We start from the raw sequence: 14,640 nt of genomic DNA, 5'->3' as shown, positions 1-14,640 counted from the left end.
AGAGGGAAGCAAAGTGGATTTAACGAATATGGGTAAAGCTGCTAAAGATGCAGCTTTCGAATTAGCGACAGCGTCAACTGCGCAAAAAAACCAAGCATTAGCCATCATTGCTGATGAGCTAGAAGCAAACTCTGCTGCTATTTTGGCGGCAAACGCTAAAGACATCGAACTTGGCCGTGAAGCGGGTTTAACCGATGCGCTGCTCGATCGCCTTTTGCTTAATGAAGAACGATTGACTGCAATTGCGAATGATGTTCGCAACGTCATTAGCTTGAACGATCCTGTAGGCAGCGAAATAGACAGTAAGGTACTGGAAAATGGGATGTCACTGTCTCGTCGTCGCGTGCCGCTTGGTGTCGTGGGCGTAATTTATGAAGCGCGTCCAAACGTAACCATTGATATCGCAGCGTTGTGCTTGAAAACCGGCAACGCAAGCATTTTACGTGGTGGCAAAGAGACCTTTTTCTCGAATATGGAATTAGTGAAGGTTATTCAGTCTGCGCTCGCAAAGGCGAACCTTCCAGCCGCTTCTGTGCAGTACATTGAAAAACCAGATCGTGAGCTTGTTTCTCAATTGCTTAAGTTGGACGATTACGTCGACATGATCATTCCACGCGGTGGTGCTGGCCTACACAAAATGTGTAAAGAAAACAGCACGATTCCGGTGATTATTGGTGGCTTTGGTATCAGCCATATCTTTGTCGACGAATCCGCTGATCTAGAGAAATCCCTGAATGTGGTTGAGAACTCTAAAGTTCAACGTCCATCTGCGTGTAACTCATTAGATACGCTGCTCGTGCATGAAAAAATTGCAGCGCAATTCCTACCAATGATCGTAGAGCGCATGAACGATAAAGTGACCTTCGTGACAGAGCCTAAGGCAAAAGCACTGATGCCTCAAGCAACACAAATTCGCGATGCTGTTGAAGGTGACTTTGATACGGAATGGTTGAGCTACACTCTTGGTGTAAAAGTTGTGTCTGATGTGAAAGATGCCATTGATCATATGCGTGTCCATAACGCGAGCCACTCAGATGCGATCATGACCAATAGCTTGGAAAACTCAGAGCTGTTCATCAATTCTGTCGGTTCGGCGGCGGTTTATGTGAATGCTTCAACGCGCTTTACAGACGGTGCGCAATTTGGCCTTGGCGCAGAGGTCGCAGTATCTACGCAAAAGCTACATGCACGCGGTCCGATGGGCTTAGAAGAGCTAACTAGCTACAAGTGGGTTGGTAAAGCGAACTACTTAGCACGCAGTTAACACATTCGACGAGATCTTGAGTGAAAAAGGGGCCTTTGCGCCCCTTTTTGTTTTGTCTAACATACCAATTCCGCTACACTACATGAGCTTTTATTTCGGTTTGAAAGCGTTATACCCAAATAGCTTTAATAGAGTCCGTATAACCATGAACGCGTGGTTATCCGTGATTGCTCATGAGGTTATTTTGGTATAGATATGGAGGTGATATGCATTGTCCTTTTTGTTCCGAGAACGATACCAAAGTTATTGATTCCCGCTTAGTGGCTGATGGCCATCAAGTTCGACGTCGCCGTCAGTGCTTGGCGTGTAGCGAGCGTTTCACTACGTTTGAAAGCGCAGAGTTAGTGATGCCTAAAGTGATCAAATCGAATGGCAACCGTGAACCATTTGATGAAGATAAAATGGTTGGCGGTATTCAACGCGCTTTAGAGAAACGCCCAGTGAGTGCCGATTCTATAGAGTTAGCGATCAGTATGATCAAATCACAACTGCGTGCGACGGGTGAGCGAGAGGTTCCGAGTGAAATGATTGGTAATTTAGTCATGGACCAGCTCAAAGAGCTCGATAAGGTGGCTTACATTCGTTTCGCTTCCGTTTACCGCAGCTTTGAAGATATTCGCGAGTTTGGCGAAGAGATTGCCCGCCTAGAAGACTGAGTAGCTCATGACTCAACACACTCTTGAAAGAGCGTTTTCTGATTTAGATTTCGCCATGATGTCACGAGCTATTAAGTTAGCGAAACGTGGCATTTATACCACCGCCCCTAATCCAAATGTAGGGTGTGTCATCGTTCGTGATGAAGAAATTGTCGGTGAAGGTTATCACCATCGTGCTGGTGAGCCGCATGCCGAGGTGCACGCGATGCGCATGGCGGGTGAAAAAGCAGTTGGTGCAACCGCTTATGTGACGCTAGAACCTTGCTCTCATTACGGCCGTACACCGCCATGTGCCGAAGGGCTGATTAAAGCCAAAGTGGCACGTGTGGTTTGCGCCATGGTAGACCCAAACCCGAAAGTTGCAGGTCGCGGCATCCAGATGTTACGTGATGCCGGAATTGAAGTACAAATCGGCTTGTTAGAGCAAGATGCCCTTGCCCTTAACCCTGGTTTTATAAAGTACATGCGTACAGGCATGCCGTTTGTTCAATTAAAAATGGCAGCCAGTTTGGATGGGCAAAGCGCACTCAGTAATGGTCAGAGCCAATGGATCACCTCCCCAGCGGCCCGCCAAGATGTGCAGCGTTATCGAGCGATAAGTGGTGGCATTCTTTCTACTAGCAAAACGGTGATTGATGATAATGCATCACTCAATGTGCGCTGGGATGACTTACCTAATAGTGTTCAAGCGCAGTATTTACAAGAAGAGCTTCGTCAACCAGTACGTGTAATCTTAGACCGTCAGAACCATTTAACTGATGCGCTCAAGCTGTTCCATACCGATGGAGAACGAGTTATTGTTCGCTCTGATGGAGACTGTATCCCTCTATTGGACAGCGCTGACCAAATTGACTTATCAACGACATTAAAACGTATCTCGGATGAGCACCACATCAATCACTTATGGGTTGAAGCTGGAGCTACGCTAGCGAGTGCGATGATAAAGGCTAATCTTGTAGATGAGCTCATTGTTTACCTTGCGCCAAAACTCATGGGCAGCGATGGTCGGGGGCTTATCGGTGCTTTAGGGTTAAGAGCTATGGTTGACGTCATTGATTTAAACATTACAGACGTTCGTATGGTCGGGGTAGACATTCGCATCACCGCCACCATCAAACGTAATGAACTTAGATAAGAAATAGTATGTTTACAGGAATAGTAGAAGCAGTTGGCAAGTTAGCTGCGATTACGCCGAAGGGCGAAGATATCTCCGTCACGGTTGAAACTGGTACGCTTGATATGTCAGACGTTAAGTTAGGCGATAGCATTGCGACCAATGGTGTTTGCTTAACGGTAGTTGACTTCGGAAGCCACTATTACAGTGCTGATCTGTCATTAGAAACCTTGAAGAAAACTGGGTTTGCTGAATACCAAGTAGGCGATAAGGTGAATCTAGAAAAAGCCATGTTGCCAACAACGCGATTGGGTGGACATATCGTTTCTGGCCATGTCGATGGGGTTGGTGAAATTGTCGAACGCAATTCAGTTGGCCGTGCGATAGAGTTTTGGGTTGCAATGCCTGCGGAAATTAGCAAGTACGTTGCAGAGAAAGGCTCGATTACTGTTGATGGTATTAGCCTAACCGTCAACGACTTACGTAAAAATGCTTTTAAGCTGACGATCGTTCCTCATACGAGTGAAGAAACTACGATTGACCAGTTTCAAGTGGGGCGCAAAGTCAACTTAGAAGTTGATGTACTTGCGCGTTATATGGAGCGTTTACTGCAAGGACAACAAGAAGATAAGGCCGAGTCTCGTATCACGATGGACTTTTTACAGCAAAACGGTTTTGCATAAGTCTTGGGAGTGGCTGCGTGAGGCATGCGATAAAGAGCAGACTCACAGAACACCGCGAGATTCATTGACTTGCTTAATGCAAAGCTCAAACTATTGACCTAACTAGCATTCACTGCAACGTAATTTTTCATTGCTGTCGCAATAACAAATTTAGAATAACGGGATAACAGACTATGCCAATCAGTACGCCACAAGAAATTATTGATGATATTCGCGCAGGCAAAATGGTCATCCTAATGGATGATGAAGACCGCGAGAATGAAGGTGACTTGATCATGGCTGCCGAGCATATTACGCCGGAAGCCATCAACTTTATGGCAACCTATGGCCGTGGCCTGATTTGTTTAACCATGACCAAAGATCGTTGCGAAAGTCTAGGTCTGCCACCAATGGTGCAAGACAATAATGCGCAATACACCACCAACTTTACTGTTTCGATTGAGGCAGCAGAAGGGGTAACGACTGGTATTTCAGCCGCAGATCGCGCACGTACCGTTCAAGCAGCAGTCGCGCCAAACGCTAAAGCTGCGGATTTGGTGCAGCCTGGTCACATCTTCCCTCTCGCAGCTCAAGACGGCGGTGTACTGACTCGCGCAGGTCACACTGAAGCTGGCTGTGATTTGGCTCGTCTTGCTGGTTTAGAGCCAGCATCGGTGATTGTTGAGATCTTAAATGACGACGGCACCATGGCTCGTCGCCCAGATCTAGAGATCTTTGCAGAGAAGCACGGTATTAAATTGGGCACTATTGCCGACCTAATTGAGTACCGCAATAACACTGAGACAACGATTGAACGTGTGGCAGAGTGCAAGCTACCGACAGAGTTTGGCGAGTTCACGTTAGTCACTTACAAAGACACCATTGATAACCAAGTGCACTACGCAATGTGCAAGGGCGATTTGAAAGAAAAAGCGCCACTGGTTCGCGTTCATCTTCAAGACGTTTTTACCGACTTACTACGTAGCGATCGTAATGCAGAGCGCAGCTGGACACTAGATAAGGCAATGAAACGCATTGGTGAAGAAGGCGGTGTGCTGGTTGTTCTTGGCCATGAAGAATCGACCGATCTACTTATTCATCGCGTGAAGATGTTCGAAGCGCAAGACAAAGGTGAAGCCCCAACGCTTGCTAAAAAACAAGGCACGTCTCGCCGTGTTGGCGTTGGTTCACAGATTCTTGCGGATCTCGGTGTACATGATATGCGCCTTCTGTCATCGACCAACAAAAAGTACCACGCGTTAGGTGGTTTTGGTCTGAACGTTGTTGAGTACGTCTGCGAGTAACAACCGAACAATAAGTTCCTAGTCTTTGACGTGCTTAACTCGTCAATGGCTAGGAACCGGTGATTTGCCTCCAATTTCCATTAGATATTGCTCACAAATTTGTGCTAGAATCCGGCGATTCTCACTTGATGAACATATTTCACTTATAAATAGAGTTAAAGGAAAGCTTATGAAAGTGATCGAGGGTGGCTTCCCAGCGCCAAATGCAAAAATTGCTATCGTTATTTCTCGTTTCAACAGTTTTATTAACGAAAGCCTACTTTCTGGTGCGATCGATACACTAAAGCGTCACGGACAAGTAAGCGAAGACAACATCACGGTTGTGCGTTGTCCAGGTGCCGTAGAACTACCTCTAGTAGCTCAGCGTGTTGCTAAAACTGGCAAATTCGACGCTATTGTTTCTCTAGGGTCTGTTATTCGCGGTGGAACGCCTCACTTTGACTATGTTTGTAGTGAAATGAACAAAGGTCTAGCACAAGTGTCTATGGAATTCAGCATTCCAGTAGCATTTGGTGTTTTGACTGTTGATACGATCGATCAAGCGATTGAACGCGCAGGAACCAAGGCTGGTAATAAAGGTGCAGAGGCTGCACTAAGCGCACTTGAAATGATTAATGTACTATCTGAAATTGATTCCTAATGGGGGCCAGTGTGAAACCAGCCGCACGTCGTAACGCACGTCAATTCGCTCTACAGGCGATCTACTCATGGCAAATTACTAAAGAGAATGTTGCCAAGATTGAAGAACAGTTTTTGTCTGGCGACAAATACGATGAAGAAGAACTTCATGCATCTGAGCCAGCGCTTGCTGCTCCAGAGACAGACGTAGCTTACTTCCGTGAACTATTAAGCGGTGTTGTACTTAGCCACGCTGAGCTAGATAGCAAAATTCGTCCATACATCTCTCGTCCTATGCAGGATTTAGATATGATGGAACTTGCTCTTCTTCGCCTTGCTATGTACGAGATGACTCGTCGCGAAGATGTTCCTTACAAAGTTGTTATCAATGAAGCGATTGAACTTGCAAAAGTTTTTGCAGCAGAAGATAGCCACAAGTTTGTGAATGGTGTACTTGATAAAGCAGCACCTCACATTCGTAAGAAATAACGATTTCTTCAATGAAAAGGTCAGCACATGCTGACCTTTTTTGTATCAAAAGCTTTTACATCAAAAAGTAAGTGAATTATGTCTGGTGAATTTAATCTGATAGACAAGTATTTCGTCGGTCGTCAGAGCCAACGTAAAGATGTCCATCTAGCCGCTGGTGATGATTGCGCTTTGGTCAAAGCGCCAGCTAATGTTCAGATTGCGATTAGCACGGATACATTGGTAGCTGGAACGCATTTCTTAGCCGACGCGAACCCAGCATGGGTCGCACACAAAGCATTGGCTTCTAACATCAGTGATTTGGCGGCGATGGGCGCAACGCCTGCGTGGGTGAGCTTTGCATTAACGATGCCTGAGCCAGATGAAAAATGGCTTGCTCCTTTCTGTGATGCATTTTTCGAACTGGCTGATTACTATGGTATTCAGTTAATAGGCGGTGATACCACCAAAGGGCCATTGTGTCTGACACTTACGGTGCAAGGTTTTGTACCTGAAGACAAAGCGCTCACGCGATCCGGAGCCAAGCCTGGGGATTGGGTATATGTAACGGGAAACCTTGGCGATGCAAAAGCTGGCTTGGATGTGATTCTAGATGACTCTCTGCGCAGCAGAGCCGGCGCGGAAGCACTAGAGCGAGCTCATTACCTTAGTTCTCCGCGTGTGCTTGCTGGACAAGCTCTTGTTGGCTTAGCCTCGTCGGCGATAGATATTTCAGATGGTTTAATCTCTGATATTAAGCACATTTTACAGCGATCTCAGGTTGGGGTTAGTATTGATGTCTCTCAGCTACCGATCTCTTCAGAATTAGTCCAGTTTTTAGATGATAAGATCAGCGCGCAGCAGTATGCTTTAGCAAGTGGCGAAGAATACGAGTTGTGTTTTACCGTGCCGGAGCAAAATCGAGGCTCGTTACAAAGCGCTTTATCTCATACTGGCTGTAAGGTCACATGTATTGGTCAAATCCGACCAAATGGAACCTTCGAGCTGCATGATAACAATCAACCACTTGATTGGGACTTAAGTGGCTTCGACCACTTTAAATGATCTGAGCTAAGCTCTAGCCAAGAGCCTGTTACTATTGAGTAACTCGCAGGCATGACGATTGAAACCAAACTAGCAGTATAGGTTTAAGGATATGACCAACCCTCTTTCTCTGATTTCATTAAAGAATCCGTGGCATCTATTGGCGACGGGTTTTGGCAGTGGATTATCCCCGTTTATCCCTGGAACAATGGGCACACTGGCGGCCGTGCCTTTCTTTTTGCTGTTGGCACAATTACCATTTACGGCGTATGTCATTGTTGTTCTGATTTCGTGTGTGATCGGCATTCAAATATGCCAAGTGACGTCTGCAGACATGAAAGTACATGATCATGGTTCAATCGTATGGGATGAGTTTGCGGGCTTTTGGATTACGATGAGCATTGTACCTGCACTGAATATTCCACTCACTGAATGGAAGTGGTTGATCACTGGCTTCATCTTATTTCGTTTTTTCGATATGGTAAAACCTTGGCCAATTGGGTGGCTAGATAAGCGAGTTCACGGTGGGCTGGGTATTATGGTTGATGATATCGTGGCGGGAATTATGGCTGGTGTTGCCCTGTTTCTAGTCGCAAAATACGCTGGCTGGATGAATTAAACCATGAACTAAACACTGGACGTAAAAAAGGGATGCCATGAGCATCCCTTTTTACATGCTATTTTGCTAAATAATCCAAGATGGATTTTTCAATTCCTTTTGCATCGAGACCAAGCTCTTCATGCAGTTCATCTTGTGTTCCCTGACGAATAAACTCATCGGGTAAACCTAGGTTTAAGACTGGCTTAATGATTTTATCTTTCATCATGAACTCAACGACACCCGCACCTGCACCACCTGCGATAACATTTTCTTCTAACGTCACGAGCACGTCATGATCTGCGGCTAATTGACGAATTAATGCTTCATCGAGCGGCTTCACAAAGCGCATATCAGCAACAGTGGCGTTAAGGTATTCTGCCGCTTCTAGCGCGTTACCCAAGAAAGTACCAAAGCTCAGAATAGCAACTTTTTCACCTTGGCGAACCATGCGCCCTTTACCGATTTCTAACGCCGTAAACTCAGTTTCGATTTCTACGCCCATGCCGCTACCACGAGGGTATCGAACCGCACTCGGGCCAGAATGCTTATGGCCAGTGTAAAGCATTTGTCGGCACTCGTTTTCGTCGCTTGGCGCCATGATCACCATGTTCGGAATACAGCGCATAAAGCTCAAATCGAACGCACCTTGGTGAGTTTGACCATCTGCGCCAACGAGACCTGCGCGGTCGATCGCAAACATCACTGGTAAGTCCATGATCGCGATGTCGTGGATCAATTGGTCATAACCACGTTGCAAGAAAGTCGAATAGATAGCAACGATTGGATGATCGCCCGCAATTGCCATGCCTGTTGCCAGTGTCACTGCGTGCTGCTCAGCAATCGCCACATCAAAGTATTGGTCTGGGTACTCTTTTGAGAAACGCACCATACCTGATCCTTCGCGCATTGCTGGCGTAATTGCCATTAGCTTAGGATCTTGGGCCGCCATGTCACATAAAAAGTCACCGAAGATCTTTGAGTAAGTTGGCTTACCGCCACTGCTCTTCGGCAGACAATTATGCGTTGGATCGAATTTAGGAACACCATGGTAGCCGATAGGATCTTTCTCGGCAGGCTCATAACCTTTGCCTTTCTTGGTCATGATGTGCAGGAATTGAGGGCCTTTGAGCTCACGCATGTTTTTTAGCGTTTTGACGAGTTCATTGACGTCGTGTCCATCAATCGGGCCAATGTAATTAAAGCCGAACTCTTCGAACAGAGTACCAGGCACTACCATGCCTTTGAGGTGTTCTTCCGTACGGCGAACCAACTCTTTAATAGGTGGAACACCAGACAACACTTTTTTACCGCCTTCACGGATAGAAGTGTACAAGCTGCCAGAAAGTACTTTCGCAAGGTGGTTATTCAGGGCGCCGACGTTTTCTGAAATCGACATTTCGTTGTCGTTCAAAATCACCAACATATCAGGATGAACGTCGCCAGCGTGGTTCATGGCTTCGAATGCCATGCCTGCTGTAATTGCGCCATCACCAATCACACTGACGATTTTGCGACCTTTACCTTCTTTTTGTGCGCTGATGGCCATGCCAAGACCTGCACTAATCGATGTCGAAGAGTGGCCGACAGATAAGGTGTCATATTCACTTTCTTCACGCCAAGGGAAAGGGTGTAGACCATCCTTTTGGCGAATTGTTGGCATTTTATCGCGACGTCCGGTGAGGATTTTGTGCGGGTAAGCCTGATGACCAACATCCCAGATCAATTTGTCGATAGGGGTGTTGTAAACATAATGCAGAGCGACAGTTAGCTCTACGGTGCCTAAGCCAGACGCTAAGTGTCCGCTAGATTGGCTCACTGAATTTAGCAGATACGTTCGCAGTTCATCACACAGATTTGGTAATGTTTCTTTCGGAAGAAGACGTAATTCTTCCGGTGTATTTGCTAACGCCAGTGTTGGGTACTTTGAAATATCAAGAGTCATATAAATGCGCGCTTATAGTGTTAATTTTTGCGCTCGATGACATATCGGGCGAACTCTTCGAGTAACTGAGTATTGTATGGGATAGCTTCCAATGCTTGAAGTGCTTCCTGTAACAGAGTGTGAGCTTTCTCTATGGCTCCCTCTAAACCCAGCAGGGAAGGATAAGTGCTCTTATTCAGACCTTGGTCGGAACCTTGAGGCTTACCCAGTGTTTCTGTGTCACTGATGATATCAAGAATATCGTCTTGAACCTGAAACGCCAAACCAATTGCTTTTGAGTAGCGCTCCAAGTGAGGTAGAACCTCGATACCTTTCTCACCAGCAGCTAATGCACCTAATTTTACCGCACAATCAATCAGAGCTCCGGTTTTTTTACGGTGTATCTCTTCCATTTCTTCAAGAGAAACTTGGCGATTTTCCGCGCCTAAATCTAAGGCTTGCCCTACACACATGCCGCTGGCACCAGAAGAATGCGCTAATGCTTTGATCATGTTGATGCGTTGAGCTTCTGCCGCCGGGCTTAATTGACCATCAGCAATAATAGTGAAGGCAAGGGTTTGTAGTGCATCACCTGTCAGTATTGCGGTTGCTTCATCAAACTTAATATGACAAGTTGGTTGACCTCGACGCAGTTCATCATCGTCCATGGCTGGCAGATCATCATGAATGAGTGAGTAGGCATGTATACATTCGATAGCAGCGGCGGGGGTGTCTAAGTCTTCAGGTTTACAGCCGAGCATTTGACCTGTGATGTAAACAAGAAAAGGGCGAACGCGTTTTCCACCTAGCAAAAGGCCGTATTTCATTGCTTGAATCAATGGCTGCTCTTGATATGGAAGCTGATCGAGCCACAAATTCAATTGCTGATTGTTTCTTTGTTGAAAAGACGTCAATGTCTGTTGCATCACATTGCTCACTACTGATTGTTATTCTGAATCTGGTTTGAAGTCACTCAGTGGTGCTTCATCATCTTCACTAAGAAGAATGCTCACGCGCTGTTCGGCGTCGCTTAATTTAGTTTGGCCTGCACGAGCTAAGGCAATGCCTCGTTCAAACTTACGCAGGGCATCATCTAGAGCAAGATCGCCATTTTCTAATTGATCAACCAAGCTATCAAGCTCTTCAATGGTTGCTTCAAAGGTCATGTTTTCTGGTTTCTTGACCGCCATCTTTTTTCTGCCTTAATCAAGCCTCGGGTAAGATGCACGAAAGTTACCTTAGCCTAGTAACTTGGTCAAATTTAACCTTATATAATTGTCACAAAATTAGCGTTCAACGAGTCTAAGCGATGAAACCCCATATTTTGGTTGAGGTTGTTAAGTGTAATTTGTGATCCATTAGCTAAGATTTTTCTAAAAATTCTGCGCGAGTTGTCGATACAGGTAATAATCCGCCCAATGGCAGTATTTGAGTATAGCGTGAGGAGTGCTTTGTGGATTTAGCAACCCTATTAGGTTTGATTGGTGGTTTTGCATTCGTCATTATGGCGATGGTGCTTGGTGGCAGCATCGGCATGTTTGTCGATGTCACGTCGATCCTTATTGTCGTTGGTGGCTCAATATTCGTCGTGTTGATGAAGTTCACAATGGGACAGTTTTTTGGTGCGACAAAGATTGCTGGCAAAGCCTTCATGTTTAAAGCGGATGAACCCGAAGACCTGATCGCAAAAATTGTGGAAATGGCCGATGCGGCGCGTAAAGGTGGTTTTCTTGCTCTTGAAGAGATGGAAATAAACAACACATTCATGCAGAAAGGCATTGATCTACTGGTTGATGGCCATGATGCCGACGTTGTGAGAGCGGCACTCAAAAAAGACATCGCGCTTACGGATGAACGACATACGCAAGGTACTGGCGTATTTCGCGCCTTTGGCGACGTTGCTCCTGCGATGGGAATGATTGGCACCTTGGTTGGTCTTGTTGCGATGCTTTCAAACATGGATGACCCTAAAGCGATTGGACCAGCAATGGCCGTTGCACTCTTGACCACATTGTATGGCGCGATCCTGTCTAATATGGTGTTTTTCCCTATTGCGGATAAGCTTTCTCTTCGTCGTGACCAAGAAACGCTAAATCGCCGTTTGATCATGGATGGCGTATTAGCGATTCAAGATGGCCAAAACCCGCGAGTGATCGATAGTTACTTGAAGAACTACCTCAATGAAGGTAAACGTGCCCTTGAGATTGACGAGTAACTTGGAGAGTCGTGATGGATGATGAAGATAACAAATGCGATTGTCCGCCACCTGGCCTCCCGTTATGGATGGGGACATTTGCAGATTTGATGTCGCTACTGATGTGTTTCTTTGTTCTTCTGCTCTCGTTTTCTGAGATGGATGTACTGAAGTTCAAACAAATTGCAGGATCAATGAAATTTGCCTTCGGTGTGCAAAATCAGCTTGAAGTGAAAGACATTCCCAAAGGTACTAGCATTATTGCCCAAGAGTTTCGACCGGGTCGGCCGGAACCAACTCCGATTGATGTCATCATGCAGCAAACCATGGACATCACTCAGCAGACGCTCGAATTTCATGAAGGGGAGTCTGATCGAGCTGGTGGCACAAAACGTGATGAAGGCAAGTTAACGGGTGGGCAATCGCCAGAAACGTCAACTCAAAACAATGAATCTGCCGAAGCGGACATGCAGCAACAGCAATCTAAAGAGATGTCGCAAGAGATGGAAACCTTGATGGAAAGCATCAAGAAAGCCTTAGAGCGAGAGATTGAACAAGGCGCCATTGAAGTTGAAAACCTCGGTCAGCAGATTGTTATACGTGTGCGTGAAAAAGGTGCATTCCCAGAAGGTTCGGCCTTCTTGCAGCCTAAGTTTCGTCCTTTAGTTCGTCAGATTGCAGAGCTAGTAAAAGACGTGCCAGGCATTGTGCGAGTATCTGGCCATACAGACAATCGACCGCTAGACTCGGAACTTTATCGTTCTAACTGGGATCTCTCTTCTCAGCGTGCAGTATCAGTCGCGCAAGAGATGGAGAAAGTGAGAGGCTTCTCTCATCAACGTTTAAGAGTACGAGGCATGGCGGATACGGAACCCTTGTTACCGAATGATTCTGATGAAAATCGCGCGCTTAACCGACGGGTTGAAATCAGCATTATGCAAGGCGAGCCTCTCTACAGTGAAGAAGTGCCGGTAATTCAATAACTAGGCTTTAGTTTTAAGTCAGTAAAGAGATAAGAAAGCGAGCAGATTGCTCGCTTTTTTTGTTTTTCCAATCCGCTTGGGTGTATAATCTTGCGCCTTAAAAGTGAGCTCAGACTACTTTTTGTGACTGAAACGCGGTTTTACTGCGTATGAAGTATTGAAGTTGAGTGTCACTCTTTGTTGATTGCGAAACTAACCTGCGAATTAGACTATGAAATTTATTGTAAAGCCCCATCCAGAAATTTTTGTAAAAAGTGAATCTGTGCGTAAGCGCTTCACAAAGATTTTAGAGTGCAACATTCGTAACATCATTAAGAGCCGCACGGAGTCTGTCGCGGTATTTAACCGTCGTGATCACATTGAAGTGACCTCTGAGAGTAACGAATTCCACGCTGAAGTTCTTGAGGTTTTGACTCATACACCAGGCATTCACCACGTACTGGAAGTGAAGCAAACTGAATTTAAAGACTTGCACGATATCTTCGAGCAAGTGCTAGAACTCAACCGTGCTGCACTCGAAAATAAAACCTTTGTTGTACGTGCGAAGCGTCGTGGCAAGCATGACTTTACCTCCATTGAACTAGAGCGTTATGTAGGCGGTGGTTTAAATCAAGCGATTGAAAGCGCTAGTGTTAAGCTACGAAACCCAGACGTGACGATCAAGGTAGAAGTCTCGAACGACAAGCTAAACCAAGTATTGTCTCGTCATAAAGGCCTAGGTGGTTTCCCTCTGGGTACGCAAGAAGACGTGTTAAGCCTGATCTCGGGTGGTTTCGATTCTGGTGTTTCAAGCTATCTTCATATCAAGCGTGGTTCAAAAGTACATTACTGCTTCTTTAACTTAGGTGGTCCAGCACACGAAATCGGCGTTAAGCAGGTTTCTCACTACCTATGGAACAAATACGGTTCTTCAGCAAAAGTACGTTTTATCTCAGTTGATTTCGAGCCTGTGGTTGCGGAAATCCTAGAGAAAGTCGATGACGGCCAAATGGGCGTGATCTTGAAGCGTATGTTTATGCGTGCAGCAGGCATGATCGCTCAGAAGATGAAGATCGAAGCATTGGTAACAGGTGAAGCACTAGGTCAAGTATCGAGCCAAACGCTAACCAATCTACGCCACATCGATAACGTAACTGACACGCTGATTCTGCGTCCACTTATCAACTGGGATAAAGAAGACATCATCAATCTAGCACGTGAAATCGGCACAGAAGATTTCGCAAAGACAATGCCAGAATACTGTGGTGTTATCTCTAAGAAGCCAACCGTGAAAGCGGTGAAAGGCAAGCTAGAAGCTGAAGAAGAGAAATTCGACTTCAGTATCCTTGAGCAAGTGGTTCAAGAAGCTCGCATGATGGACATTCGTGATATCGCGAAAGAGTCTGAGCAAGCCGCACCAGAAGTAGAGCAAGTTCAAGCGGTAGAAGAGCACGCGGTTGTGCTAGATATTCGTAGTCCTGAAGAGGAAGACGATAACCCACTTGAAATCGAAGGTGTGGATGTGAAACATATCCCTTTCTACAAGCTGGGTACACAGTTTGGTGACTTAGACCAGTCTAAGACATACCTACTTTACTGTGACCGCGGTGTGATGAGCCGTCTGCAAGCGCTTTACTTGCAAGAGCAAGGCTTCAGCAACGTAAAAGTTTACCGTCCATAGCTGACTGTTAAAATACGTTAAAAGGCGCAAATTGAGACATCAATTTGCGCCTTTTTTGTTTTTGATCGCGTTACAGACAACCATTACTTAGCATAATGTTGAGGCTCATCGCAAAGCCATACACTTTGTGTTGATATAACGATAATTAATC

Annotated in this window: 15 protein-coding genes; 12 read left to right on the top strand and 3 right to left on the bottom strand. The window is 45.8% G+C overall.

Annotation, left to right across the window (positions count from 1 at the left end; translation table 11 throughout):
- The first annotated feature begins 13 nt into the window (after positions 1-13).
- The 9 genes from R7093_RS15755 to pgpA all read left to right on the top strand — a co-directional run bounded on the left by R7093_RS15755 (position 14) and on the right by pgpA (position 7,749).
- Positions 14-1,264 (top strand): glutamate-5-semialdehyde dehydrogenase, encoded by a 1,251-nt coding sequence (locus tag R7093_RS15755; RefSeq protein WP_017635685.1) that lies wholly within the window; start codon positions 14-16, stop codon positions 1,262-1,264.
- A 206-nt stretch (positions 1,265-1,470) separates the two neighbouring features.
- Positions 1,471-1,920 (top strand): transcriptional regulator NrdR, encoded by a 450-nt coding sequence (nrdR, locus tag R7093_RS15750; RefSeq protein WP_005381578.1) that lies wholly within the window; start codon positions 1,471-1,473, stop codon positions 1,918-1,920.
- A gap of 7 nt (positions 1,921-1,927) precedes the next feature.
- Positions 1,928-3,055, top strand: coding sequence for a bifunctional diaminohydroxyphosphoribosylaminopyrimidine deaminase/5-amino-6-(5-phosphoribosylamino)uracil reductase RibD (gene ribD, locus R7093_RS15745; protein WP_047102099.1), 1,128 nt, complete (start codon positions 1,928-1,930; stop codon positions 3,053-3,055).
- 8 nt (positions 3,056-3,063) lie between these two features.
- Positions 3,064-3,717, top strand: a complete 654-nt coding sequence (locus R7093_RS15740; RefSeq protein ID WP_318146731.1) for a riboflavin synthase — start codon at positions 3,064-3,066, stop codon at positions 3,715-3,717.
- 173 nt (positions 3,718-3,890) lie between these two features.
- Entirely contained in the window at positions 3,891-5,000 is a 1,110-nt protein-coding gene (gene ribBA, locus R7093_RS15735) for a bifunctional 3,4-dihydroxy-2-butanone-4-phosphate synthase/GTP cyclohydrolase II (protein ID WP_005381573.1), read from the top strand.
- A gap of 169 nt (positions 5,001-5,169) precedes the next feature.
- Positions 5,170-5,640: a 6,7-dimethyl-8-ribityllumazine synthase gene (ribE, locus tag R7093_RS15730; RefSeq protein WP_005381572.1), complete on the top strand. Its 471-nt coding sequence runs from the start codon at positions 5,170-5,172 to the stop codon at positions 5,638-5,640.
- Complete coding sequence (nusB, locus tag R7093_RS15725) at positions 5,640-6,107, top strand: transcription antitermination factor NusB (RefSeq protein WP_005381571.1); 468 nt, start codon at positions 5,640-5,642, stop codon at positions 6,105-6,107. Before ribE ends, nusB begins: the two co-directional genes overlap by 1 nt.
- A 78-nt stretch (positions 6,108-6,185) precedes the next feature.
- Positions 6,186-7,151, top strand: coding sequence for a thiamine-phosphate kinase (gene thiL, locus R7093_RS15720; protein ID WP_047102095.1), 966 nt, complete (start codon positions 6,186-6,188; stop codon positions 7,149-7,151).
- A 91-nt stretch (positions 7,152-7,242) separates the two neighbouring features.
- Entirely contained in the window at positions 7,243-7,749 is a 507-nt protein-coding gene (gene pgpA / locus R7093_RS15715) for a phosphatidylglycerophosphatase A (RefSeq protein WP_005381569.1), read from the top strand.
- A 58-nt stretch (positions 7,750-7,807) separates the two neighbouring features.
- Here pgpA and dxs read toward each other — a convergent pair whose 3' ends face one another.
- From dxs to xseB, 3 genes are read right to left on the bottom strand one after another with little or no spacing between them, the layout of a single operon-like run.
- The gene (gene dxs, locus R7093_RS15710) at positions 7,808-9,673 is read right to left on the bottom strand and encodes a 1-deoxy-D-xylulose-5-phosphate synthase (RefSeq protein WP_047102093.1); all 1,866 of its coding nucleotides are present in this window, start codon (positions 9,671-9,673) and stop codon (positions 7,808-7,810) included.
- A gap of 20 nt (positions 9,674-9,693) precedes the next feature.
- A complete protein-coding gene (gene ispA / locus R7093_RS15705; protein ID WP_005383621.1) occupies positions 9,694-10,578 on the bottom strand; it encodes a (2E,6E)-farnesyl diphosphate synthase in 885 nt (294 codons plus the stop codon).
- 21 nt (positions 10,579-10,599) lie between these two features.
- Positions 10,600-10,842 carry an exodeoxyribonuclease VII small subunit gene (gene xseB / locus R7093_RS15700; protein WP_005381566.1) on the bottom strand — a complete coding sequence of 81 codons (243 nt, stop codon included), beginning with the start codon at positions 10,840-10,842 and terminating at the stop codon, positions 10,600-10,602.
- A gap of 263 nt (positions 10,843-11,105) precedes the next feature.
- Here xseB and pomA point away from each other — a divergent pair, with 263 nt between their 5' ends.
- From pomA to thiI, 3 genes are all read left to right on the top strand, one after another.
- Entirely contained in the window at positions 11,106-11,867 is a 762-nt protein-coding gene (gene pomA, locus R7093_RS15695; protein ID WP_005381564.1) for a flagellar motor protein PomA, read from the top strand.
- A 14-nt stretch (positions 11,868-11,881) separates the two neighbouring features.
- Complete coding sequence (locus tag R7093_RS15690) at positions 11,882-12,829, top strand: flagellar motor protein MotB (protein WP_047102078.1); 948 nt, start codon at positions 11,882-11,884, stop codon at positions 12,827-12,829.
- Between the two features lie 211 nt (positions 12,830-13,040).
- Positions 13,041-14,489 carry a tRNA uracil 4-sulfurtransferase ThiI gene (thiI, locus tag R7093_RS15685; RefSeq protein WP_005383617.1) on the top strand — a complete coding sequence of 483 codons (1,449 nt, stop codon included), beginning with the start codon at positions 13,041-13,043 and terminating at the stop codon, positions 14,487-14,489.
- Positions 14,490-14,640 lie beyond the last annotated feature (151 nt).

Source organism: Vibrio sp. 1580, assembly GCF_033340055.1.
Note: the sequence above shows the minus strand (reverse complement) of the source record. Positions and strands in the feature narration are given on the sequence as shown.

Bases quoted from the DNA above. Each gene is read 5' to 3' on its own strand.
- nrdR (WP_005381578.1), top strand. From the start codon at position 1,471: ATGCATTGTCCTTTTTGTTCCGAGAACGATACCAAAGTTATTGATTCC.
- ribD (WP_047102099.1), top strand. From the start codon at position 1,928: ATGACTCAACACACTCTTGAAAGAGCGTTTTCTGATTTAGATTTCGCC.
- R7093_RS15740 (WP_318146731.1), top strand. From the start codon at position 3,064: ATGTTTACAGGAATAGTAGAAGCAGTTGGCAAGTTAGCTGCGATTACG.
- ribBA (WP_005381573.1), top strand. From the start codon at position 3,891: ATGCCAATCAGTACGCCACAAGAAATTATTGATGATATTCGCGCAGGC.
- ribE (WP_005381572.1), top strand. From the start codon at position 5,170: ATGAAAGTGATCGAGGGTGGCTTCCCAGCGCCAAATGCAAAAATTGCT.
- nusB (WP_005381571.1), top strand. From the start codon at position 5,640: ATGGGGGCCAGTGTGAAACCAGCCGCACGTCGTAACGCACGTCAATTC.
- thiL (WP_047102095.1), top strand. From the start codon at position 6,186: ATGTCTGGTGAATTTAATCTGATAGACAAGTATTTCGTCGGTCGTCAG.
- pgpA (WP_005381569.1), top strand. From the start codon at position 7,243: ATGACCAACCCTCTTTCTCTGATTTCATTAAAGAATCCGTGGCATCTA.
- dxs (WP_047102093.1), bottom strand. From the start codon at position 9,673: ATGACTCTTGATATTTCAAAGTACCCAACACTGGCGTTAGCAAATACA.
- ispA (WP_005383621.1), bottom strand. From the start codon at position 10,578: ATGCAACAGACATTGACGTCTTTTCAACAAAGAAACAATCAGCAATTG.
- xseB (WP_005381566.1), bottom strand. From the start codon at position 10,842: ATGGCGGTCAAGAAACCAGAAAACATGACCTTTGAAGCAACCATTGAA.
- R7093_RS15690 (WP_047102078.1), top strand. From the start codon at position 11,882: ATGGATGATGAAGATAACAAATGCGATTGTCCGCCACCTGGCCTCCCG.
- thiI (WP_005383617.1), top strand. From the start codon at position 13,041: ATGAAATTTATTGTAAAGCCCCATCCAGAAATTTTTGTAAAAAGTGAA.